This is a genomic window from Mycolicibacterium gadium (genome assembly GCF_010728925.1).
GTDB classification, from domain to species: domain Bacteria; phylum Actinomycetota; class Actinomycetes; order Mycobacteriales; family Mycobacteriaceae; genus Mycobacterium; species Mycobacterium gadium.
Window position 1 is genome coordinate 3,207,063 of the sequence record NZ_AP022608.1, and the last position, 23,802, is coordinate 3,230,864.

Sequence of the window (23,802 nt, forward strand, 5' to 3'; positions counted from 1 at the left end):
GGCGTCGTAATGGCACCAGCTTTCATAGCTCCTCGACCTCGCCGTCGGACCAGACAACCTTGGTTCCGTAATCAGGGTGCGCGTAGATGTGCACCTTATACAGATGGTCTAGGTCATCCCACCAAACGCCAGAGCCAGCGCCCACCATCCAGCGCTGCGCGACACGGCCATCAGAGAAAACGCATAGCTCGAATTGCACTTCATCAGGCGCGTTGTAGTTGTCCTTTGCGAAGTCATCTTTCGCGGCTGTTGCAAGCCGACGATAGACGACAGCCGTTCTCATAGCTCAACCTCTAACAATCCCATCACGTCGTCGAGGAGCTATCGGCCTTCTTCTGATGTGAGCCGTTAGCGGCGCTATCGCTGGCGGTCGGCATCGCGTATGGTGATCGCCGCCGACGGGCACTCGTGCGATGCCGCACGGGCCGCGACTACTAGACCAACCGGAATGTCGCCCACCAATGTTTTCGCCTTCCCAGCGGCGTTGATCGCGAAGACGTCTGGCGCGACGTCAACGCACAAACGGTAGCCGCAGCACCGACGTGGATCGATGTCCGCATGGACCATTTGTCCACTCCTCACTAAGTGCGCCCCTCACCGACATGGCTCAAGCGGTCCCAGGCCGAGGCGCCTGCAGTTGTCTTGCAGACGTCCTGCCGACCATCTGTGAATGGGTGAATGAGAAACGATCCGCTACTGCGTTCTCGCGCCACCTCAATCGCGGGGACCGTAGGGGTCCTGAAGAAACCGAGAAAGGCTCTCCTTGGTTTGCCACGACAGACTCTCAAGTTCCAGTGGGTCGAGCTGAATACGGAACCCAAGGCGGGGACTGGCGATCTCCAACCGCTCACCGTTGCGGGTATAGATTTTGTCCACAGTGACGAACGCGAACTCGTTCGCGATGGTCGTTTCCGTGCTGGCATCGCCTGTCACGACTGCACCTTCCTAGGCATTAAGTGATGCAACCTCAACGTCACCCGTTAAAAGAAGTTAGCCAGGTTGTGGGTGCCGACAACGGCGTGATCAAGCACTACCCGTCGGCTCGCTAACCGCAGGCCCACCTCACTGCGGCGGATGACATCGTGGCGCTCCGCAGAGATGAGGTCGTGCTGCGGGCTGTCCCCCCTATTTCGGAACACGAGGAGATTGGAGCGGACATCGTATTCGTCCGTCCCTGTCCCGGGCTGTACCCGCACATTCGACACGTGGTGTCGGATCCGTGAGGGCGGATCTTCTGCCCATGCGTATTCGGTGTCCAGACGTAGCACCCGTAGCTGCAAGCCTGCGTAGTCGTCGTCCCAGTGGGTCATTGTCGTCGAATTTCCGTCGCCGTTGGCGCGTTCTCTGCTCATGCGCACCGGGATGATGTACCGGATATCTTCGGCACACAATTCCAGCCAATCGTGAAACCGGCCGTCGTTTAACAGTTCCGCCTCTTGGAACAGAAAGTTTTCCATCTCACTGCGGAGAAGAATCTGTTGTTCGACCGTCGCTACCATGGAACACCATCCTTTATGACTCGCTTGAACCCGATTGCGCGACCAGCAGATACCCGATGCGTCATCAGGCGACCTCGTCCGCACCGGTCAGAGGCTGCGCGCGCAGTTGGGGCCCAGTTTCGCTGGCGTCGTCGCCCGTGTCGGTGAGTAACTCCAGCACGCGACCCCAGAATTCGCGTTGGTTACGCTCCGCGTACCCGCTGGACAGGGGACGACCGGGCCCCTTCCAAGTGTCGTCGCTCGTCAGGACACCCATGCCCATTTCGAAGTTGAGCATCTGGCTGCCTGCGAGAAGGCCTTGCGTTCCCGCAGTGATGGAGCGCCAGGTCTCGGCGTCGTCCTGTTCGAACACCCCGGAAATGCCGAAGGTTCGCACGTAGGTTTCATACGACTGCTGTTTGAACTCTTCGTCGGCGTCCTTCTCGACGAGGAACCACGACCAAACTTCCATCGCGTCGTGTGACAGTGGCCGCCACAGCCGAAACGTCAACATCGGCACCGGCATTGACTTGTTGTCCTTACCGATGAGGACGTTGAGGAATGAGAGGTTCGGAAAGATCGTGCCGTGAATGAAGGCCGTACCTTGCAGCATGTCTGCGTGGTCCTGGTCGCCATAAGCCTCGGCGAGCCCGTCGACGACCTCTCGTGGATAGTTCATAAAGGGCGGCATCGGTTGGCCGGGTGGCACCCCGAGGACGCCGAGGCCGTGACCGTTGGAGAGACTGATATGGGCGGGTTGCGATGCAAATTTTGGATCGGGCGGAGCCAGACCGAGTTCCACCGCCGATCGGTGCGTCATCAACGTGTGGTAGGCGTCCCCGACGAAGTTGTCTGCGCCGAGCTTCCAGTTGGAGTCGATGATCCAACGCTGCGGCTCGCCACGCACCTCCAGTCCACCCTGGGTCTTCTTCGTGATGAGGTCCAGATACCACGCCATATCGCCCAGGTAGTCGACGAGAGGTGCTGCCTTCTCGTCTAGGCAACCGAAGATCAATCCGCCATAGTTCTCGAGGCGCGGAACCTGGGTCAAACTCCACTCGTTTTTGTCCATCTCGACCCCATAGACCTCTTTTTGTGCGGGTACACCCGCCAGAGTTCCGGTATTGCGGTAGGTCCAGCCGTGATAGGGGCAGCGGAAGTGCGAAGTGTTGCCCATCTCCGTGCGGCACAGCATTGTTCCGCGGTGCCGACACGAGTTCGCCATGGCGCGCACTTCGCCGTCTTCGCCGCGGACAACGATGATCGAACCGCCACCCAGATATCGGACCACGTAGTCCCCTGCCTGGGGGATCTCCGTCTCGTGGGCCAGGAATTGCCAGCACCGGCCGAAGACTCGCTGAGCTTCGAGCTTGTGGAGTTCTGCGTTGGCGACCAATCCAGCGGGCAGACGACCCTTTGCAAGGCTTTCTTGACCCGCTGCGATCAGCTGCTGGATGTCGTTCTTATCTCCGACAATGGACATGTCATCTCCTACGTTTCTTGGGCTGGCTGGATAAAAATTCTGTTTTAACTCGAATCCGAAAAAGATTGCTATTGATAATCCAATTCAATCCGCTTTCGGTTCGCATAGCCGATCCTGGGGTCTACCCGATGGTGATGATTCATCGAGCTCCCCTTTCCGTGCGCTGGTGATTGAGCTTTGACAGATGGTTTTCTGAATACGGCGTTCATGTTGTTGCGGCTTCGAGTGCGCCTGGCGGTGTTTGGGCGACCATCTGGTGGCCCCACACACTGGGTCGGTCGTACTGAGCGACTGTCCAGGTTTCCTCGTCGACGGTGACCGCATCCCAGCCGTACTCGATGTCAAACCCGCTCGGTGTGCGCACGTAAAACGACACCATCCGATCGTTGACATGGCGCCCCAACGTCATGCTCAGCGGAATGTTGCGCGACATGCACAGGTCATAAGCCATCCCCACGTCATCCAAACTTTGCACCTCGACCATCACGTGGTGCAGTCCCCGCACACCCGGCATCGGAGTCAACGCGATGCTGTGATGGCGCGGGTTGCAGTGGTAGAACCACAGATCCATGAAGGTGTAAATCTCATCGCTCTTCTTAAACCCCAACACCCCCCGCAAAAACCGGTCGGCCTGCGCAAGGTCCGGCGTCGCCAGCACCACATGACCCAACCCCTGCGCACCGGTGACGAACCCCGATATCGCACGACCGGGCCGGAAGGAACCCGGCACCACCTTCTGACCGTAAAACAACTCATGACGCAACCCCGAAGGATCCGACAGCGTCACAAAGCCCAACACACCGCGGGCCGCGCAGTCCTCCTCGGTTCCCACCTCAAACCCAATACCCTGCCGATGCAACAACTCCCCGGCAGCCTCAACCGCCTCCTCGCTGCCCACATCCCAACCCGCATACAACATCCGGTTGCGGTCCCCGTGATGAACGGCGATCCGGTGATCCGCGTCGTCGATCCGCAACAGAACCGACCCACTGGCCGCCTCCACCGCCTCCATCCCCAAAACCTCCGGACCGAACTCCAACCACTCCTTCGCATCCGGAGACTCCACACCCACATAACCCAACGCCTTCACCAACATGTGTAAAACCTCCTATGTTGACCCGACGTCGATGCGCATCGCGCCGGTGGCAAGTTCCAGCCCTCCGGACGGCTGGTTGAGGCCCCGCACGCCCAAGCCGCCGTCGCTGTTGATGACGACGCCGGTCACCGCTCGCGAGTTGTCTGCAGACGCGAGTAGCAGATACAGGCCGGCGTGATCGGCGGGCTGCTGCGCGTACTGCAATGGGTTTGTAGTACTCATAATGTCGGCGATGCCGGGCACCGATGACAACACGTTCTGACCCTGGCCGAGGTCCTCGATTCCACGCAGGCCCGTTACCGTGCCGCCTGGAGCGACGCCATTCACCCTGATCTTCGGCGCCAACTCGTAGGCCAGTTCACGCACTACGCCAACGACTGCGTGCTTGGAAGCGGTGTACAGCGGGCCGCCACTGGAGGCATAGAAGCCAGAGTTGGAGACGGTGAAGATCATGCTCGGGCCATCGCTTTTGAGGAGTTCAGGAACGGCGGCCCTGGCACCAAGGAGGTAGCCCTTTACATTGACCGCGAAGATCTCATCGAAGGCGCTGCTGAGGTCGGCTCCGTCGAAACCCACCAAAGGGGCAAAGTAATCGAAGATCCCAGCGTTGCCGACGAAGACGTCGAGCTTTCCGAACGCATCGACCGTTTCGCGCACCGCCATGACGTTGTCTGCATACGACGTCACGTCACCTGTTACCGCGATGAGCCTGCCGTCGGCGTTGCCGATGGTAGCCAGGTCGCCTTCCGAGCGATCCAGGACGCCCACGCATGCGCCCTCGGCCAAGAAACGCTCGACCACGGCCAAACCGATACCGGCTGCCCCGCCGGTCACCAGGGCGACTTGCCCGGTCAACCAACTCAAAACTATCGTCCCTCCGGTGATGCGCAATGCTCTTGTTGCTCTGCATCTGCCCACCAGTGTCCTCGCCGCTGAATGGGGGGTCTATCCGCGCAGCGCTGTCGAAGCTCCGATTCACGCGGGTCTCGATGCTCGGGCGAGGAGAGTGCGGGGGATGTCTACGCCAATGGTCCGATGGGATCGGAAGCCGCGTCCCAGACCACCCGCGGCAATGGACATGAGCGCGTGCCCGGATGTGCCTATGAGGACCTTTTCTCCGATGGGTGACACGACAAACCATGGGTTTCGAGGCGCGCCAACTCGTGACGCCACGCGATGGTCTCGTTGAAAGCGTTACCGAGATCAGGCAGCTCTGCTGCATCAGCGTCGGGCAAATCAGCCAGAGTGCCACCCGCAGAAGCGATCTGGAGCGACAAACGCGAGATCGTGTCGACGCTGATGGCCTGTAGTACGGCCCGCTCGACGGTGTCCGCAGCACTGGTGAGGCCGTGGGCCCGGAGAACGACCACCGGCCGGTCTGCCATAGCAGCAACCATTTCCTGGGCTAGTTGCCGATTGCGCACCAATACGCCTCGCCGATAGACCGGCACGCCAGCCGCGGCGAGCCGAAAACCGGGTATGTCAAACGCTCCGACGATCGGTCGGACAGCCAGACCGGCGAGATCGGCGGCGACTACCGCCTCGGGGTGCGCATGAACCACAGCATTGACATCGCGGCGGGTGCGGAGCACTTCGGTGTGCAGTGGCAACTCGTTCGGCGGCTGGTAACCATCGTCGAGTTCTCCTTTGCCGCCCGCTGTACCGTCCAACGTGACCATCCGGATGTCCTCTGCGCTGGTGAACGCGAGCCCTCGCTCGCGCGGACCACGACATCGGATCAGCAGTCGATCTCGGTCGACGCGCAGGCTGATGTGGCCGAGGATGCCTGGCGCCAAGTCGCGCGCCGCCAGGACGCGACAGGCCAGCGCGATGGCGTGTCGTTCAGTGTCTAGCCCTGCACCCGAAGGGGTGGAGCTCATCGCCAACTCGGGGTTTCGGTGTCGACGCCGTCCTTGACGACGACAGCGAAGTCCGCGGATGCCTTACCCAAACTGCGATGGGCGGTGCTGGCAGCGCAGATGGCCATCCGGTTCGCCTCCTTAACCGTTCCTATAGGGCTTGGGCTGTTGAGGCCCCGAAGCAGAAGGCATCGTTAACCACGAGCCATCACTTCCACGCAGTTAGGCGCTACACCCAATAGCCTTACTGTATAACAGAGATCTACTCTGTAAAACAGAGACTCTGGTTTCGGTGTGGGCCTATTGTCGCCGACAGTCCGCGCAGGCGGCGCAACAACGACATTGAGACACATACCCTTTCGCGAGCGGCGTCTCGGCGGCCCACGGTTCTGCCGGTTGACTGGGCCAGAGGGTGGGCAGACATGCCCTCGTCCCAGGGTCACGGCCGACGACATCTTCCTTCGACCGTGGGGGTTCTCAGTGCAAACGTCGAGTAGATCTGCGGATAACCCACACACCCGCCGAATCAAATTTCGCGTGCCTCACCTTCGACGCGCTAAACAGTGACTTCGCAGTTCGTCCAGGCGACGGCCATTCCCATCAGGGCGCGGGGAATGGGCTCATAGACGCTGGCCCATGGCGTGTTGCCGCCGACTGCGCCGACAGCACATATCCACGATCTCAGCTCGATGTTGCCAGAGTTGAGCAGGTCTTCGCTGGTCAGTTTGCTCAGCTCGTAGCCGTTTCCGGTAGCGAGGCACTTCAGGGTGCGGCGATCGAATTCGTCGTCGATTGAACCGTGAACGCGCGGCCCATCGTAGGCAGCCCACGGAAAGCCGGCAGTGAAGTGTGAAAGTCCACCGGACGCGTAAAGACCTATCCTCTCGTCTGCAGGGCGGCGTGACCGCACGGCGTCGGCAATCGCGCGGCCGAGCGCGAAGCACCGTTTAGGCGACAACGACGGCACGTGAACGGCATTGAGGAATACCAACACCACTGGGATTTGGTGGTCTCCAAGGATATTGGCCACAATCTCGCCATGGGCGTGTGAGTGCAAGGTGGTCTCACGGAAATCGACAACGGTGGCGACGTCGAACCCCGCCTCGACGGTGTGCTCACTCAAGTCCTTACTGAGCTCGGGCGAACTTTTCCAAAACCGCGCCTCTGGCAAGAAGCGGTCAGACACTGTGAACCCATCTCCTGTGTGGATGGCTATCTGGGGCAGTGCCGAACCGTCGAAGTTTTCGTTCTGGTCATCACCGACGATGATCAGGCAATCCAGTCGGTCTTGTCTGATGCTGTCACGCAGCCTTTGAAGCCCGTTCTCGATGTGCGCGTAACGCGCCGCAGCGTCGTCGAATGGTTCTTCGTCTTTCCTCAGGCGAGGTGGGGTCTTACCACGTCGCAATGTGTAGCTTTGCCTGTTCTTTATGCGGAAGCCTTCCCACCTGGGAGGCGGGATGAAAGTGAAGGCATGGGACGACGCGTAACCCGCTACAATCTCACCCACGATTTCTCCTCATCTGAAGTCACAGCGATACCTGGTGGGAGAGAACGACTTCGCGATCTTCGTAGGCCGACTGCAGGATGGCGAAACATACTTCTAGCGTCGCGCGCCCCCAGCGACCGTCGTGCTGAACAGGGCGGTCCTCAGTGATCGCCCGGTGTAGTTCAGCCAACTCTGCGGCCCTGCCCCGCATGGTGCGCGCGACCGGTATTTCCTGCAATCCGTTTTGCCCGTACACCACCAGCCCGTCGGGCGACTGCCTGATCGCGCCGCGTTCGCAGGACACCAACGTCAGGCCGAAGTAGGGGTGGTGGATGATCTCTCCGGGGGCGGAGTAACCCCACAGCTCCTGTGACTCTTCGGTCGTCGTCGCAGCACCGTAGCGGCCCTGTTCCTTCTGAGCTTCCAGTGCGACTTCAAGTTGGTCAGGGTTCTGACTGAGCGCAGCGAAGTTATTGGCTACTCGCTGGTTGGCTTGGGGGCTGCGGCGGCCGCCGTCTTCTGCCACCCACGAGTGCAACTCCGCGACGTCGAAGAAAGCTCGCGCGTCATAGACGAGCGTGGCGGAAGCTCCTGATTTGAATCCGAGATGACAGGTGTATCCCCCGACGCATTCCCGGACGTCGTCCCATATTGTCGACGCACGCACTGTTCTGGCCAAACCGCCGACTATTTGCCGCACGATATCGACCTGGTGGGGCCCCTGGTTGAGAACTGGCCCGCTGGTCGAGCGCAATTCCGAAGTCGGCCACGGTCGCCGGTTGAAGTCGTTGAAATTCCAGGTGTTGACCATGAGCAACTCGCCGAGTTCGCCACTGGCTACAAGTTCGGCCATCGCTCGCACCGGCGCATCAAAGCTGTGTGTGTGGCCGGCCATCAGCTGCACGCCCGCTGCCTGGGCCGCCTCGACCATTGCAGTGCAATCGTCGATCGACATGGCCAACGGCTTTTCGACGATCATGTGTTTTCCGTGACGTGCGGCCATTAGCGCATGCTCCCGATGCAGCTCGGGAGGGGTGGCGATGTAGACGACGTCCACGCTTGGATCGGCACACAGTTGCTCTGCGTTCGTGTAGGTCTGGCCGGAGAACTCGGTGGCGAAGCGGGCGAGCGAGTGTGATCGGGTATCGGCTGCCGCCACAACCCGATACGGCAGCGTCGACATGTCTGGGTACTGCTGGAAGATTCGGGCGACTGCCTGACCGATTCCGAGAAATCCTAGGCCGAGCTCGCGTGACGCGACATCTGTCATGTGCGACCTATCTGAGAGCTAGTGAACGACTGGGCATTAGAAGAAGATCGAAATCGCTCGTGGAAGAACGCTATGAGCCAGGGTGATGTCCCGGGCGGCCAGCAGCAGGCCCGAGTCTTCGTCTCGGCGTAGAACGTCTTGTCGTTTGCCGATGAAGAAGCTCTCGTGGCGTTCGTGGCGTACGAGAAACACCATGACGCTGGATCGGACGCTCAGCTCTTGATCGGATACATCGGTGACCAGGATGTCGCTGACTAAGCGCTGAGTGATCGTGCGTGGAGTTTCCCCGGGGGCGAGCCCAGTAGCCAGCCGGGCAATTCTCAGCTTCAGCGATTCGTAGTCGTCGTTGAACAACAGAAACGGCGGTAGGCCGTCATCATCGTCGACCGGATGCGTGCTGGACTCTGGGAATGGCATCGTGTATCTGACATCCGGCGCCAATAAGCCCAGCCACTCGTCCAGCCGCCCATCATCGAGAAGCATGGTCTCCCGCGCATAGAATTCGTTTATTCGCAGCCGCAGTTCCACGTCCAACTGGCTGGTCTCCATGGCTAGGCCGGCTCCGTCATAGTTCGGTGCCAGTGCCGATAGAACTCGCGCTGGTAGGCTTCGCTGATCTGCGGCCTGACATTGCCGGGTAACTCCGCAACCAGCGACTCCATTGGTTCGACGTCCTCGCCGAGTGAGTAGTTGAACGGCACATCCCGGGCGACTCCGGTGTCAAGGGCATCAGACAATCGTTCGAAGTTTTCGTGATCATCGGGCGTCACGAGACCGGCCGCCGATTGCCGCTGACTCAAGACGAAGACCATGCGTTCCTTGACAGCACGGGGCGCGGAGCTTTCCACCAAACACCACTCCCAAACCTCGGTCAACCGCGGTCCCCGAGGCTGCCACATGATGAATCCCCGACCGTAAAAAGCCGTGCCCATGCCAATCATGCTGAAGTTTGGGAAGATATTGGCTACGTGAAAGCTGTAGGGCTGCACGGGGGATGTCGCCAACCGCTCGTCTTGCAGGCGCTGCCGCTCGGTTAGCCAGTCGACTGCTTCGGTACCCAGCGTTTCGGCTTGGGCGAGATCGTCCTGATAGAAATTCTTACCGACTGCCAGTTGCAGCAACCCATGGGGCGCGCAGCCGTCGAGAACCACGCTGTAGTGCTGCCCCTCGTCTATCGAAAAGTTGATGCGGGCAGTCTGCCCAGCTTTCGACAGTGCGGAAACCGATCCGTGAGTGGCAGCGAAGTGATACTGGTCGCCGCCGAAGTTCTCGGCCAACAACTTCCAGTTGACGGGCATGAGGTAGCGGTGCAGGCCGGGAACGACCTGCAGGCCGTTGGGGTCACAGTCGAGTAGAAAGTTGTCGAGGTACCACAGCAGGCCCTCCCCCAGATATTCTTCCAGCGGCGGCGCCGACTGATCCCAGCAAGCAAAGATAAGTCCTTTGTAGGTAGCTACCCGGGGGGAGACGAGGCCCATGCTGGCCTTATCGAACTGCGGCCCGTAGGCGCTCCCGGCTAGCGGAACACTGCGCAGCCGTCCGGCAGTGTCGTAACTCCAGCCGTGATAGCTGCAGTGAAAGATGTTCGCGTTGCCCTTGTCGAACTGACAGACTTTATTGCCTCGGTGCCGACATTTGTTCAGCAGCACACGAACACGAGATTCCTTGTCCCGGCATACGATCACGGCGTCGTCGGCCATATAGGTTGTGCGGAAGTCACCGGGCTTGGGGATCATGGACTCGTGGCCGACGAATAGCCACGACCGCTTGAAGATGGAGTCGAGTTCCCGCTGGTACACCGCCTCGTCGTAGAAGGCCGAGGAGTCTATCGGCAGCGCCGAGCCGGTTTTGGAACCGATTGTCTCCATCAACGTTGCCCTCGGGACTCGCGATCACCTTGAAGATAATTGGTGAGGATTTGGTTGAACTCTTCCGGCCGTTCCCACTGCGGCCAATGGCCACAATCCTCCATCAATGCGAATTCAGCGCCGGGAATTAGCTCGGCTGCCCGCCGTCCGAATTCCACCGTCGCCGAGGGATTGTGACTCGTCCACAGCACGAGCGTGGGCCTGGTCAAGCTGGTCAATCGCTCAGCCGTGAGATTGTCCTCAGCAGTCGCCGCTGAGGGCGGCGCCGTCGCGTTCGTCAGTGCCGACCGCGATTCTTCGCTCTGGTAAAGTGCCCACCGCAGCGCCACCAGTTCATCGGTCAGGTCGCGGTCAGGGTGGTGGAAAAGCCAGGCCATCCTCTCCCGCACATTCGCCGGACTCGGGTCAGCCAGGAATTGCCGGGTGACCCGGGCAAGCTCTGCGCGCCCGGCAGCGGTGCGAGCCTCGGCATCGGCGCCGACCTCTAGCGTCAACCGCGCGCCGCACACGTAGATCAACCGGTCGACACGGTCGGGATGTTCCAACGCAGTCCACGCCGCGATCCAACCTCCTAACGACTCGCCCACCAGGTGGGCTCGGTCGATGCCTTCCTGGTCCATGTATCCGAGTAGGTGACTGACATAGTCCTTACGCTTCGGGGCGACCTCACAACCACTGGTGAGACCGTGACCCAACAGGTCCAGCGCATGCACTCGGAAATGACGCGACAGCGCCGTCACGTTGCGGGCGAAGGCTTCGGCGTGACCGCCTCCCCCGTGCATGAGAATGAGGTCCGGACCTTCCCCTGCCTGAATTGTCCTGGTTCGGACGCCGTCGACATCTACGAAGCGTGTTTCCGCTCCAAGCAAGCTCACACAAATTGAAGCGTCTTTGAGCAACCTTCGACGTCCCCTCAGCCAGTACAGTACCCAGTTTTTATCATACTTCCCGAATATCTGCAAGGTAGAAATTTAGGCTTCTGTGTAAATGGGACTCTCGAAGGGGAGACGATGCCCACGTCAAGCGGGCGCAGCGGTGCGGCTGCCGACGCAAGCTGTCGACCATCACATCGACACAGTTCTTCACTGCGGTCGTGCAGCGTCGTATCAATAATTCTTCTGTGCCGCAATGTCATTCGCACCTCGCGACAAACCCTGAGCGCCACGCGGACTGCCGCGTTTCACCAAGGTCGGACGCAACCTAGCCGACGAGCGAACGTTCTTCTCGGGAGTACTCACTACCTGAGTGCACCCGATAGACCCCTCAGTTGGAGCCGTGGATGCCAAGCGAGGACCGGTGAGTGGACGTCAGCACCGTAGCGGCGTCGACCGTCCTATACCCGGGGACCGATCAGGAGGTGCGCTGGCCGCTCGGGTAGTTCTCCAAGCAATCTATTAGTTCGTTCAGTCGTGCAAGCAGCTGCTGCCTGTGTCGCGGGTTGATACCGGCAAAGAGTCTCTGCAGAAAGTCGTAATGACCGGGCAGAAACTCGGTCATGAACTGATCGCCCTTCTTCGATATCGCGACCACAACCGAGCGCCGATCGCGGGGATTCACCTTGCGTGTGACAAAACCTGCCTTGGTCAGCGTGTCCACCACGCTCGTCAGGCTGGCTTGGCGTACGGAAATAGAATCGGCCAGTGCGCCCATCGTCATCGGCCCGTCGGCGCGCTTCAGGACGGTCAGAACGTTGAACTGGCTCATCGAGAGGTCTACCGGCGTCAACTCATCGACGGCTACCCGACCGAAGGCGGTCACAGCACGGTAGAGCGCAAGCGGGAGCGCCAACGAAGAGGGGTCGTGATCGGGTCCGGCTTCGCGGGTCTTGGCCGCGACCTGTTCGGCCATCGTCAACTTCTCGGTACTCATGAAGTCCCTTGCAACGTTGATCAGCGGTTCGGCAGACATCTCCACCGGGTGGTGATCATACCGGCAAATGGTCGGTGGTCTTTCTTTCCGCTCACCGATATTCGGCCCGTTTACAATTCAGTTAGCTATACAGCGTGACGGGGGTCGCACTCAAGACGTAGGGGTTCACCTCGGAGGCATCGACCGGATTCGTTGAAGAAGTTCTGTGCTTTCGGGGTAGGCACGGTCGCGAAACTCCGAGGCCGCAACACTTTGGAAGAAGTCCACGACGGGCTCAAGCGTCCTGCTGCGGATACCGGCGTTCGTCGCCATTCGTTCCGCGAGCGCGGAGTCTTTCGTAATGGTGCTAGCGGGGGCGCGGTTTCTAACTGACTCGGTGTCGTGGCGGAAGTACGCCGCCGCCGTGGTGAGACCCGAGTCCCCCCCGCTGCACTCCGCGATCGCGTCGGCTACCTCGCCGGCATTCAATCCCATCGCCTCAGCGATTAAGAGGGCTTCCGCCGAAGCGAGGTACCAGCTGTACTTGATGTGCTGGTTGAGAAGCTTGGTGGCATATCCCGCACCTCGATGGCCGCAGTACACCAAGGTGCGCGAGACGGCGGCGAGGACATCGGCATCAGGGCCGAGCACCCCGCTTGGGCCTCCGACCAGAACGGTCATGTTCGGCGCCTTTCGGCTGACGGGGCAATCGACAAAACGCCTCCCAGCCGCGTCGTAGGCCTGACCGATGATTGCTGCGACCTCGGGATTACAGGTCGACATATCCAGCAGGGCGGCCCCGTCGGCAAGGCCGGCCAGGACACCTCGCTCCGACCCGAGCGCCACCTCCAGCACCTGACTCGGCCCCGGGAGGAACGTCAAAACGACATCACATGCGCCGGCCAACTCACGCGCGTCCGCAGCAGCCTCGGCGCCTAGCTCGACAATTGGGCGTAATACGTCGGGCCGAATGTCGAAACAGACTACGTAATGGTCCGTCGCAAGAAGTGACGCCGCCAGCGCGGAACCCATGCCGCCCAAGCCGATCACGCCGACCCGCCTCATGACACCGACCACCGAATGTCAGGCCGTAAACCGACTACCGACACCGTCGGCGAATGCCGGCATCTGCGGCCCTGTGGCTCAACAGACGGCTATCCCAGCGCCGGATCGGCGAATCGGACACTGTTTCGCTTGGCCGCCTCAATGAGGGCCTTCACGTCACCCGGACCGTTCGACGTTTCGTCCACGTCTGAAAAGAAATCCAGCGCGCCGCCCGGGCAAGACGAAGTCGTGATCCACCGGGCGCCGTCAGAGAGAACGCGATAGGCGTGCACGACGCCAGCCGGCACTCGAATCGCCTCACCCACCTGCAGGGTCGCTTCTTCGCCGCCGCGGCTTACCCACAGTTCGCCCTCCAGCACGACATAGCTTTCATCCCAGGGATGCTGGTGCGGCGGTGGGCCCGATGATTGCGGAGCGCGCACATCGAACATCTGGTACCCGTCGCCGACGAGAAGCGGGCGCATTTCCTCTGTCATCACACGCAGAGCGGTCACGTCATCGGCACGCCGCTTCGGTTGGAGCGAAGTAGACAATCCAGCTGCCCCCTCATCGGTCGCGGCCCATCAAATATGTTTAGAGAAGAATATATTTTGCCGTGCTGAAGGTCAAGGGTTCAAGGACATGGTCCGGCTTCATAGAATGATCGACAGGTTCTTAGCGAGTAAGACCGTTTGGTCGAGGAGTAGCCGGCGACGGCACAGTTGCCAGTCACCGGCGACGCGGCGCAACCGGTCCTTGCGCCGGCCGACCAGCAAATCAGTCTCATCGGCGACCCGGTTTCGATACACCAGGAACCGGCAACTCACATCGACTTCCGCGCCGTTTACTCCTTCAATACGCACGTTGGTAACCAGGTGTGACACTCGCGAGACGGGTTCTTCGGCCCAGTGCAGGCCAGTCATCAGCTGCTCCACCCGCAAAGCGACGGTCTCCTTTTTCTCGTCGAACCAGCAGATGTCGTGACCTTCCTGAGTCTGCTCCAGCTGCGCGAGGTCGTCGTAGGCGACGTTCGCCCGCAGTGGAACGGAGTACTCGTAGTCGTCGGTGAGCAGACCGAGCCATTCGGAGTAACGTCGTTCGTCGAGCAGGTCGGCTTCCCGATAGAGGAAATCGGCGATTTCGGCCTGAAGCAGCAACTTCTCTACCGCATCCTGCCTCGTGGAAATTTCACCGCCCGTTGCACTCACGACCGTGCGGCTCTCTCGTCGGATTTGGCAAGTTCGATGAGTTGAGGCCACGAGAGGTTGTCGGTGAACTCGGCCCATCGCCGGTAAAAGGCGCGTGCATTCACCTCGCCTGCGATGGGGTGGTGAGAATGCACAGCCTGGTCGAGCGCACTGGGAGTTTCCATATCGAGACCCTGCTGATAGTTGTAGGGATAGCGCCGGGCTATCACGCCCTGGCTGGCCTGCGTCGCGTAATTCCAGTTCTCCATATCGTCTTGCTCCGTCATCCCTCCAGGACCCGAGTAGCGCATGTAATAGCGGCGCAGCCAGTCACGTACATCATCGGGTGCGTTCTTGTCGATGAGGTACCACCGCCACACTTCGGTTTCGGTGGGGCTGATCGGGTGTGACACCAGGATCGTCCGCGGAAAACCGGCGGAGAACGACATATTGGGGAACATCGTCGCTGGGCCACGACCACCGAGCTGTCTGCCCTGCGCCTCTAACCGCTCTTTACGGAGTGCCCAGGCCTGGGAGAAGTACTCACTCAAGGCCGGTTCTTCGGCGAACTCAGGATAGGCGATCTCATACGCCAGGTTGTCCGATGCACCGTGGCCCGTACGAAACGACGTCTTCACTCGGCCCTTCGAAAAACCACCCTGATCCTGTCGTTCACCGTGACGCCGGGAGTTTCTGCCGCCCGGGCCGATACCCACCTGTTCAACTGAGGCGTGAGTCGTCGCCCCGTGATAGGTATCGCCCAGAAAGTTTTCTGAAACGAACTTCCAATTCGATCTGATGCGCCACTTCTGCACTCCACGGAACACCTCGGTCGCGCCCTCGGTGCCATCGAAAGCATCAGCCAGGTTGTCCAGCCAATAGTGAAAGTCGCCGACATACTCGTCGAAATCCGGGGCGGCGGGGTCCCAGCACGCGAAGATCAGGCCTTTGAAGTTGTGCACCTTGGCAGCCCTGACAAGTCCCCAACTCGCTTTGTCAAGGCCATTGCCGTAGGCCATGCCCTGCTGCGGCACACCGTGCAAATCCCCTGGAGTGGACACCAGCGAACCGTCCATCGAGTACGACCAGCCATGGTAGGGGCAGGTGAACTGCAGCGTACGGCCCTCGTCATAGCGACACACCGCCATACCCCGATGTCGGCACGAATTGAGGAGGACATTCACATCACCTTGAGCGTCACGGGTCAACAGCACCGGATCCGAACCCATCCTCGACGAGAAGAACTGGCCCGGCGCAGACACCTGCGAGGCATGGCCCACAAACAACCAGGCTCGCGGAAACAAATACTCCAACTCACGGTTGAAAATCGAAGCATCGATGAAGATTTCGCGACTGATCTCCCCGCGATCGACATCGACGAGACTACGAGCGGTTTGATCTGAACCGCCTGAAGTAATCATTCTTAACGTCATCGCTACCTTTCCTTTGCTGTAATGCCCGAACCACCCCCGAGACAGCCGTAACTCAGATCACCACAAACCGTCACCGCGTCTGCCAGGCGTCGATCTCACGTCGTACCTCGTCGAGTGGAGCCAGACCCCGGTCGGCCTGCAAGCAGCAGAACTCGTGCCGGTTGAAACGCAAGCACATTCGGGAACCAACTCGTCTCAACCATGGTCGACGCACTCACCCGCTGGTACTTGCACGTTCACGGCCGTCTCACTCAAATCGTTGCGAGACGTAAAGCCGAGACGGGACAACTGCGAATTGCCGTGACGATCCTTGCCTCAGCGCTCTCGGTTACCGTGTCATCAAGAATGACAACGGTTCCCGCATCACCGATGTCGAAGACGTCGGCCGCTGCAACGACACAGTTCGCGTAGCCTTGGCAGACCTCCACGTCCGCCTTGATGACACTCATGGGAACCCCTCTTGTCCTACAAACTTCTGATCAGCTTTGCTCTTTGCCATCGAGGGCGATGGCGGCAATCCCTTGCACCGCTTGCCGATCCCCGGCGAAGACACCGAAATCGAGATCTACGGTTTCTGCGCCAGCCTGGGCATGCTTGCCAGTCACCGTCCATCGCGCCTGCACGACGTCGCCCGGGTGAACTGAGGCACTCATCTTGAACGGACCCAGATGCACCAACCTGCCGCGAAGGCCCATCCAGCGACGAAGCCCGGTCTCGAAAAGAGTTTCCAGGCCACGAGTATTGAAGATGATGTCGGCAAGCCCCGCGGCATGAGCGGCCGCGGCGCTATGGTGTATCCCGGAAAACATGCGATCCGCGGCAATGTTCATCACAATGCGCTGGTAGGTCAGGGCCAGAGCCGGTCCGCGCACTTGCGCACCGACCGTAACGTCGTCGAACTGAAGTGGCGTGTTCCAGTCGACACTGGTATCGGCATCATCCACTGAGCGCGTGCGGGGACCTCGGTCGCCCTGCTGGGCGCGGGCCGAAGTGCCGGGCTCAGGCCTGGAGGCGTCGTCTGGGTCGTAGTTGAAGACGGTATTTCGGTTGAGCGCCACCAGTTCTCCCGAAAACTTCACGTACTCCGACTCGTATTGCAGGAAGACTCCGGTACCCACCCGGGTGCGCTTCTGCTCTACCGAGATGATCGTCGTAGTCCCCTGCAACCTGTCCCCCAAGTACAGCGGTGTGTGGTATTGCCACTCGCTGCTGACGTTGACCGATCGGCTGAACGGCAGAGCCAGCGTGTCGGTGATGTTGCCCGTCATCTCCTGCCCGTCGACCAGATAGGGACTGGGCTGTCCGGGTGCCCAATACGGCGGCAGCCCCCACAGCGGGGTCATCGTCACCGGGGCCACGACGCCGAGGTAGCCGTGCGCCTTCGCTGCCGCCTCGTCGTCATGCAGTGGGCAGGAAAAGGTGAAAACCTCCAGTTTGCGGCGGATGTCGTTCTGCGTCACCGAGTCGGCTCCTCGAAAGTGGATCTTCTCACCGACACGATCGCGTAACTCGTCAGCGGCGGCCATTGCCCCGCACTTCCGCAGCGGACAGCCGAAATGCCGGCAGCACAACATCATCGGCGACGTGCACGTAGACAACCTCGACGGCCGCATCAACCAGCATCGCCGTCCGGTCGGCAACTAGGTCCACTATCCGTGCCACCATCCGCACACCCTCATCCATTTCGACAACGGCGCACACGAACGGGACGGCCTCGTCGAACCCGGGATGCAGCGCGCGGTGAATAACCGTGTAGCTGAATACCACTCCCCTGCCCGACGACCTCTGCCAAGACCAGGAGTTACTGCCGCAGCCAGCACACGTCAGGCGAGGAACGTGACGCCAACGGCCGCACCTTGAACACCGCTGAAACGACAGCTCCTGACGTCGGCAATGCTCATAGAACTCCGCCGTGAGACCTTCCAGGGATGGCAACAGCGGTGCTGCGACATCCGTTTCCGTTCGCCTCACATCGGGCCCCTTGTGAAGCGGCCAGTCACAACGCCGTCACCGACGCAATATGGCGAGAGCACCTGAACCCCATCCGCCGCCCATACCGGTCACTACGGCCAACTCCGCGTCGTGGACCTGGCGCTCCGCTAAGCCCCCGCGCAGTTGCCGCACCGCCTCGACCAGATTGTTCATCCCTTGCACGTGCGCTTCGGAGAGCAAACCGCCATTGAGATTCGTCGGCAACAGGCCGTCCGCGGCGATACACCCGTCGAGTACAAAATCCGCTGCTTCGCCCGGCTTGCAGAATCCGGCCGCTTCGATCTGCCGCAACACGTTGACAGTGAAACTGTCGTAAACCTCGAGCAGATCGATATCAGACGGGGCGACACCGGCGTCGGCAAACGCGCGCGGCGCCGCCTCGGCGAGCCCGATCTCCAATGGATCGGCCCTGTTGGCGAATTCGTCGACGGGAAATGGGCGACCTTCCGCCACGCTCATCACAAACACCGGCCGGTGCGGGCCGTCAGCCGCACATTCGGCCCCTGATACCACCACCGCTGCTGCGCCGTCGGTCTCCAAACTGCAATCGAACAAACACAACGGCGAACTGATCGGTGGAGCGTCGAGGTAGTCCTGCATCGTCAACTCACGGCCGCACATCACCGCATTCGAGTTGAGCTGCGCGTTAGCACGAAACGCAACTGCCACCGCCCCCATCGCTTCAGGCGGCACGTCATACTTGCGGACGTAGCGGTCGGCCACGAGCGCATACTGGTGCACCGCCGACACCGCGCCCTGTGGCGCGTAATAATCCCGGACAACCTTGCCTATCGCCATGTCCGCGCTCGATGCCATCCCGCGGGCACGCGGACCTGAGTATCCACACCAGCCCGCGGGAATGAGGACATGGCGAGCGACGCCCGACCAAACCGCCATCGCCGCAGTTGCCAGACCCGCCACACTTGCCGCGCCTCCGGTATGGGAAGTCACCGCGTAACGAACATTCGTCAGGCCAAGATTCGCGATGAAATCTTCGGCCGTGCCACCGTTGATCGGGCAGATGAGGCCATCGATCTCGCCAACCGACAGCCCGGCATCCACGATCGCGGCATGGGCCGCTTCAAGCTGCAGGCCAAGGTCCGTTGCCGACTCAGTGGCATCACGACGGTAGACCGTATGACCAACGCCGACGATGCAAGCCCTGTCCCGCAGCGAATTCAATGCCCGGGAACCTCTCCGTCAACGTCGACCGCCCCGACGACGCCACTCGATACCAGCGCCTCGTACTCCGAGTCGGCCAAGCCGAGCCACTCAGTCAGCACCTCTTGGCCGTGGATCCCGAGACGGGGCCCGGTGCTGCGCACGGATCCGGGAAAGTTCGTCAACCTCGGCACCACCCCGGTGACGCGGACCGGACCCAATTCCTGGTCAGCGACCTCGACCAGGCTCTCGCGAGCCGCGAACGTGGGACTGGAGAACATCTCTGCCGGCGTGAAGATCCGCGCAGCCACGACACCCGCGCTCGCGCAGGCCTTTTCGACAATATCGGAGTTGTTTTCGGCGAACCACTGGCGAACCATCTCGCCGAGCTCCTCGCGGTGCAACATCTGCAGTTCCTGTGTCGCGTACTTCGGATCGTTGCGCAGAGTCGTGCCGCCCAGCAGTTCGAGCAGGCTCTGTACTGACCGGACGGTGCCGGTCGCCACGGTGTACCACACCCCATCGCAACTGAGATAAGTATCTGACACCGGTGACGGGCTGACCGGAAACTGGTTGCCCTGACGCTCGGCAACATAGTTCAACTGGTCGTAGAGGATTACCTGCCAGTCGATTCCACGAAACAGTGACTCGTAGAGAGCCAGGTCGATACATTCCCCATCGAAGCGATTCCCGATCGCTTCACGTTTGAAGAGTGCTCCGGCAACAGCGAACGCACCCATGATTCCTGTCGTGACATCGCCCAGGGAGAAACCGAAATGCGTCGGTGGTCGGTCAGGGTGCCCGGTGATGTGTACCGCTCCGCTCATGGCCTCGCCGACCCGTCCGTATCCCGGCTTTGCGCTCTCCGGGCCGATCTGGCCATACCCAGAAATCCGCAACATGATCAGCCGCGGGTTCGCTGCGTGCAGTTCCTCCCATCCCAGTCCCCAACGCTCGAGCGTTCCCGGGCGGAAGTTTTCGATCACCACGTCGGCGCGTTCGACCATTTTGCGCACCAGCGCTTGCCCCTCGGGGAGACGCAGATCGATAGCGACGCTTGACTTGTTCCGCGCCGCGGACTTCCACCAAAGGTGCACTCCGTCTTTCCTCGGACCGGACCCGCGCAACATGTCGCCTGAGCCGGGGTCTTCGATCTTGATGACCTGTGCTCCGAAGTCGCCGATCAGCGACGCAGCGAAAGGCGCCGCGATCACGTGCCCCAGCTCGAGGACGGTCAGACCGTCGAACAGGCTCTCCATATTGGCAGACACTTAACTCCTTTGGTGCGGCGGCGTGACATCTACTGCGTGCGATACCGGTCGCAGCTATGCCGATGGGTCGATCAGTATCTTTACGTGTGCATCGCGGTTGACGCGCAATTCCTCGAAGCCCTGACTGATCACGGCATCCAACGGGATCTCGTCGGTGATGAGTTCACCGAGGCTGATCGCCCCCGTAGCTAGTAAGTCAAGAATCGCCGGGACCTGCCTTTGCGCTTCGTAACAAAATGAGAAGCCAATATCTGCTTCGCGCATGATGCTTCGATTGATGTCGATACCAGCCGGAGCCTCCCAAATCGCCACGACCATCAATCGACCGCGGGGGCGCAGCACGCCCAACGCCGCATCAAGCGCGGGTTGTACGCCGGCAGCGTCGAAGGAGATGTCGACGCCGTTTCCGTTCGTCAACGTCCGAACCACCTCAACTGCATCCTCAGCCAGAGGATCGATTACGCGCGTAGCCCCGACCCGGTGAGCGGCAACGCGGCGCGTCGCCGAAACCTCACTGACGATGACCTGAGTCGCACCTTTGGCAAGTGAGAACTGCACCAGGGCGAGGCCGATCGGGCCAGCGCCGGCGATGAAGACGGTCCCACCCGCTGCCAACCCGCTACGGCGGACAGCGTGGTACGCCGACGCGATCGGTTCAACGACGGCAGCCTCGGCGAGACTGATCTCATCCGGGATGCGAAACAACGCCTTCGTCGGCAACGACGCGTAGCGGGCAAGTGCTCCGTTGACAGCGAAGCCGATGAAACCGACTGTTCCGCAGAGTGCTTCAGCCCCCTGTTTGCAGAAGCCGCATTCACCGCAGCCGAAAACGCCGACGCCGCAGACTCGGTCACCTTCGGTGAACTCGCGCACGCCGGGCCCGACGCCGACCACCGTCCCGGAATATTCGTGGCCAATGACGACCCCTGGCGCAGCATGCATCGGACCGGCGATGTACTCATGCAGGTCTGTGCCGCAGATCCCCGCTCGGGCCACCTCGATGACCACTTCGCCCGCACGTGGACTCGGGTCGGGAAGCTCTTCAATCCGCACGTCTTCGCGGCCGTGATAAATAGCTGCGCGCACCTACCGGCCTACCTTAAGGACAGACCCAAATTCGCTCGGCCACAACGTTCGTGGGCCGGAGTTTCGGCGGAGGCGCCGCCGTAATGATGTCAAGCTCACCGGCACCTTAGATCCAGAATGACAGGTTGTGCGTGGGCAATGTGGTGTGATCCAGCAGGATCTCGCGCTGGACCAGTTTCAAACCCGTCTCGTCGCGACGAATAATGTCTCGGCGCTCGGCAGCGACTGTCTCCGCCTTAGGCTCGTCCGCGCGCGTGCGCACCAGCAACGCATTCGACGTCACACGGTACTCATCGCTGTCCTCACCAGACCTGACCCTGACATTGGTGATGTAGTGCCGGATCCGCGACGGAGGATCCTCAGCCCAATCCGACGACGTTCGGTGCCGCTGAATACGCATCTTCAGACTCGTGTAGTTATCACTCAGGTGCATAGAGCGCTCAGAGAACCCCGGGCCACCTGCTCTGCGAAGCGTCTGACGGACGCGCGCGAAATAGTGCACATTCGGTGCCAGCAATTCCAGCCACTCTTCGAACTCATCGCGATCCAACAGATCGGCCTCGTCGAAAAGGAAGTCTTCGATTTCCTCGCGCACGTCGCGCGAAACCCTCGCAGCCTTAGGTGGATCCTGCGGCACCGTTGTCGTCATACGTTCTCATCCCTTCTCGGTGTGGCCAGATAGTCGAAGTACTGCTTCCAGTACTCGCGCTGATTCTGTTCGGCGTAGCCACTGGCCAACGGTCGTCCCGGGCCCAGCCACGTTGGATCAGGAGCCAGATTGTCCAGTCCCATCTCCAGGTTCAGCTCCACACCACCAGCCAACTCGCCGCGTGTTCCCTTGGTAATAGCCTGGAATATCTCGGCGTCATCCTGCTCGAAGACACCCCCGACCCCGAACGTCCGAACATAAGTCTCAAACGACTGCTGCTTGAACTCTTCGGGCGCGTTGCGCTCCACGAAGAACCACGACCACACCTCCATACGAGCTGCGTCCAAGGGACGCCATTGCCGCAAGGTCAGAATGGGCACCGGCATAGACTGCCCGTCCTTGGCGATGAAGGCGTTCAAGAAGGACAAGTTCGGGAACACATTGCCATGAATGAACATCGTCCGTTTCAGCATCTCGCCATGGACGTCATCGCCGTAACCCTCGCTGAGACCGGAGACGATTTCCTCCGGATAGCCCATGTACGGCGGTGCGGGTATGCCGGGTGGTGCGCCTAGAACGCCCGCCCCGTGCCCGCCCGATAGGCTGACGTGGGCCGGCGAAACGGCCACATTATCGGGCGGTAACAACCCCAGCTCACACATCGAACGGTGCGTCATGACCGTGTGATAGCCGTCCCCAACAAAGTTGTCGGCGCCGGTCTTCCAGTTCGCGTCAATCACCCAACGCTGCGGGGCACCCCACGCCTCAAGGCCGGTCGGGCTCTTCTTCATCATCAAGTCGAGATACCAGCGCATGTCCCCGAGGTACTCATCCAGTCCCGGCGCCTCATCCGACACACACCCGAAGACAAGGCCCGCGTACGAGTCCAGCATCGGCAGAGCGCGCAACCCTAGCCGACTCTTGTCGAACGCAGCACCGTACACTGCCTGCTGCGCAGGTATCGCGATGAGATCACCGTTGTTTCGATAGGTCCAACCGTGGTACGGACACTGGAACGCCGACTCATTCCCAGACTCGGTTCGGCAAAGCAGCGTGCCGCGGTGCCGACACGAGTTCGACATCGCCCGAATCGTCATATCCTGCTGCCGCGCGACAATAATTGAGTTATCAGCGATGTAGCGCACTACATAGTCACCCGCATTGGGGATCTCGTCTTCGTGGCAGAGAAACTGCCAGGTCCTACCAAATACTCGCTTCAATTCAAGCTCGTAAAGCGCTGCATTAGCGATGAGAGACGCAGGGAGGCGACCCTTTAGGATGGAGCCGCGCGCATTCTCTAATGTTCGCATTGTCGTCGCATCAGGCGCCATCGAATCCACCGGGCGCACCTTCCTATCGATTTGTGCCCGTAGAACGTGAGCACTCATGTGGGCTACACCACACGGAAGCTTACATAGGATGATAACTGTTTGCAAGCTATTATTTAGGCCACCGCGGTAACGGCGGTATCAGCCGGCATCCCCTCGCAGACCGACGTCTGCCACCCAGGACTCCAACCGAACAGGGTTCTTCTCGACACTCGCGGCCCTTGGTCCACCAATCCCGCCATCTGACCCGACTTCTGCAG

At 60.6% G+C, this 23,802-nt stretch carries 26 protein-coding genes; all 26 read right to left on the reverse strand.

What is annotated here, in order from left to right; all coding sequences use genetic code 11:
- Positions 1-22: 22 nt before the first annotated feature.
- Positions 23-283 carry a hypothetical protein gene (locus G6N36_RS15730; RefSeq protein ID WP_083129295.1) on the reverse strand — a complete coding sequence of 87 codons (261 nt, stop codon included), beginning with the start codon at positions 281-283 and terminating at the stop codon, positions 23-25.
- 74 nt (positions 284-357) lie between these two features.
- On the reverse strand, positions 358-567 hold the full coding sequence (locus G6N36_RS15735) for a ferredoxin (RefSeq protein ID WP_083129296.1): 210 nt from the start codon (positions 565-567) through the stop codon (positions 358-360).
- A 147-nt stretch (positions 568-714) separates the two neighbouring features.
- Positions 715-933 carry a hypothetical protein gene (locus tag G6N36_RS15740; RefSeq protein WP_014211497.1) on the reverse strand — a complete coding sequence of 73 codons (219 nt, stop codon included), beginning with the start codon at positions 931-933 and terminating at the stop codon, positions 715-717.
- 47 nt (positions 934-980) lie between these two features.
- Positions 981-1,499: an aromatic-ring-hydroxylating dioxygenase subunit beta gene (locus G6N36_RS15745; protein ID WP_114740559.1), complete on the reverse strand. Its 519-nt coding sequence runs from the start codon at positions 1,497-1,499 to the stop codon at positions 981-983.
- Between the two features lie 64 nt (positions 1,500-1,563).
- Positions 1,564-2,961, reverse strand: a complete 1,398-nt coding sequence (locus G6N36_RS15750) for a Rieske 2Fe-2S domain-containing protein (protein WP_163687363.1) — start codon at positions 2,959-2,961, stop codon at positions 1,564-1,566.
- Between the two features lie 205 nt (positions 2,962-3,166).
- Positions 3,167-4,057, reverse strand: coding sequence for a VOC family protein (locus G6N36_RS15755; protein WP_163687366.1), 891 nt, complete (start codon positions 4,055-4,057; stop codon positions 3,167-3,169).
- A gap of 12 nt (positions 4,058-4,069) precedes the next feature.
- On the reverse strand, positions 4,070-4,921 hold the full coding sequence (gene hcaB / locus G6N36_RS15760) for a 3-(cis-5,6-dihydroxycyclohexa-1,3-dien-1-yl)propanoate dehydrogenase (RefSeq protein ID WP_163687369.1): 852 nt from the start codon (positions 4,919-4,921) through the stop codon (positions 4,070-4,072).
- Positions 4,922-5,157: 236 nt separating this feature from the next.
- Positions 5,158-5,937, reverse strand: coding sequence for a 3,4-dihydroxyphthalate decarboxylase (locus G6N36_RS15765; RefSeq protein ID WP_011559089.1), 780 nt, complete (start codon positions 5,935-5,937; stop codon positions 5,158-5,160).
- A 535-nt stretch (positions 5,938-6,472) separates the two neighbouring features.
- On the reverse strand, positions 6,473-7,426 hold the full coding sequence (locus G6N36_RS15770; protein WP_083043909.1) for a DODA-type extradiol aromatic ring-opening family dioxygenase: 954 nt from the start codon (positions 7,424-7,426) through the stop codon (positions 6,473-6,475).
- A 19-nt stretch (positions 7,427-7,445) separates the two neighbouring features.
- Entirely contained in the window at positions 7,446-8,675 is a 1,230-nt protein-coding gene (locus G6N36_RS15775) for a Gfo/Idh/MocA family protein (protein ID WP_163687372.1), read from the reverse strand.
- A gap of 36 nt (positions 8,676-8,711) precedes the next feature.
- The gene (locus tag G6N36_RS15780) at positions 8,712-9,224 is read right to left on the reverse strand and encodes an aromatic-ring-hydroxylating dioxygenase subunit beta (RefSeq protein WP_011559086.1); all 513 of its coding nucleotides are present in this window, start codon (positions 9,222-9,224) and stop codon (positions 8,712-8,714) included.
- 2 nt (positions 9,225-9,226) lie between these two features.
- Positions 9,227-10,543 (reverse strand): aromatic ring-hydroxylating oxygenase subunit alpha, encoded by a 1,317-nt coding sequence (locus G6N36_RS15785; protein ID WP_163687374.1) that lies wholly within the window; start codon positions 10,541-10,543, stop codon positions 9,227-9,229.
- Positions 10,543-11,442 carry an alpha/beta fold hydrolase gene (locus tag G6N36_RS15790; RefSeq protein ID WP_011559084.1) on the reverse strand — a complete coding sequence of 300 codons (900 nt, stop codon included), beginning with the start codon at positions 11,440-11,442 and terminating at the stop codon, positions 10,543-10,545. Before G6N36_RS15790 ends, G6N36_RS15785 begins: the two co-directional genes overlap by 1 nt.
- A gap of 451 nt (positions 11,443-11,893) precedes the next feature.
- Positions 11,894-12,412, reverse strand: a complete 519-nt coding sequence (locus G6N36_RS15795; RefSeq protein WP_036348802.1) for a MarR family winged helix-turn-helix transcriptional regulator — start codon at positions 12,410-12,412, stop codon at positions 11,894-11,896.
- 165 nt (positions 12,413-12,577) lie between these two features.
- Positions 12,578-13,456 carry an NAD(P)-dependent oxidoreductase gene (locus tag G6N36_RS15800; RefSeq protein WP_163687377.1) on the reverse strand — a complete coding sequence of 293 codons (879 nt, stop codon included), beginning with the start codon at positions 13,454-13,456 and terminating at the stop codon, positions 12,578-12,580.
- 89 nt (positions 13,457-13,545) lie between these two features.
- Complete coding sequence (locus G6N36_RS15805) at positions 13,546-13,989, reverse strand: cupin domain-containing protein (RefSeq protein ID WP_011559081.1); 444 nt, start codon at positions 13,987-13,989, stop codon at positions 13,546-13,548.
- A 99-nt stretch (positions 13,990-14,088) separates the two neighbouring features.
- On the reverse strand, positions 14,089-14,643 hold the full coding sequence (locus tag G6N36_RS15810; RefSeq protein WP_163687380.1) for a 3-phenylpropionate/cinnamic acid dioxygenase subunit beta: 555 nt from the start codon (positions 14,641-14,643) through the stop codon (positions 14,089-14,091).
- A complete protein-coding gene (locus G6N36_RS15815; protein ID WP_083043724.1) occupies positions 14,640-16,055 on the reverse strand; it encodes an aromatic ring-hydroxylating oxygenase subunit alpha in 1,416 nt (471 codons plus the stop codon). The genes G6N36_RS15810 and G6N36_RS15815 overlap by 4 nt, the downstream gene beginning before the upstream one ends.
- A 251-nt stretch (positions 16,056-16,306) precedes the next feature.
- On the reverse strand, positions 16,307-16,504 hold the full coding sequence (locus tag G6N36_RS15820) for a ferredoxin (protein ID WP_069416767.1): 198 nt from the start codon (positions 16,502-16,504) through the stop codon (positions 16,307-16,309).
- Between the two features lie 30 nt (positions 16,505-16,534).
- A complete protein-coding gene (locus tag G6N36_RS15825) occupies positions 16,535-17,581 on the reverse strand; it encodes an FAS1-like dehydratase domain-containing protein (RefSeq protein WP_163687383.1) in 1,047 nt (348 codons plus the stop codon).
- Entirely contained in the window at positions 17,568-18,026 is a 459-nt protein-coding gene (locus G6N36_RS30115) for a Zn-ribbon domain-containing OB-fold protein (RefSeq protein ID WP_069416765.1), read from the reverse strand. Before G6N36_RS30115 ends, G6N36_RS15825 begins: the two co-directional genes overlap by 14 nt.
- A gap of 36 nt (positions 18,027-18,062) precedes the next feature.
- A complete protein-coding gene (locus tag G6N36_RS15835) occupies positions 18,063-19,229 on the reverse strand; it encodes a thiolase C-terminal domain-containing protein (RefSeq protein ID WP_163687386.1) in 1,167 nt (388 codons plus the stop codon).
- Entirely contained in the window at positions 19,226-20,479 is a 1,254-nt protein-coding gene (locus G6N36_RS15840; RefSeq protein WP_163687389.1) for a CaiB/BaiF CoA transferase family protein, read from the reverse strand. The genes G6N36_RS15835 and G6N36_RS15840 overlap by 4 nt, the downstream gene beginning before the upstream one ends.
- 54 nt (positions 20,480-20,533) lie before the next feature.
- Positions 20,534-21,565 (reverse strand): 2,3-butanediol dehydrogenase, encoded by a 1,032-nt coding sequence (locus tag G6N36_RS15845; RefSeq protein WP_163687391.1) that lies wholly within the window; start codon positions 21,563-21,565, stop codon positions 20,534-20,536.
- Between the two features lie 106 nt (positions 21,566-21,671).
- The gene (locus G6N36_RS15850) at positions 21,672-22,214 is read right to left on the reverse strand and encodes an aromatic-ring-hydroxylating dioxygenase subunit beta (protein ID WP_163687394.1); all 543 of its coding nucleotides are present in this window, start codon (positions 22,212-22,214) and stop codon (positions 21,672-21,674) included.
- A complete protein-coding gene (locus tag G6N36_RS15855) occupies positions 22,211-23,602 on the reverse strand; it encodes a Rieske 2Fe-2S domain-containing protein (protein WP_163687397.1) in 1,392 nt (463 codons plus the stop codon). Before G6N36_RS15855 ends, G6N36_RS15850 begins: the two co-directional genes overlap by 4 nt.
- Positions 23,603-23,802: the final 200 nt, after the last annotated feature.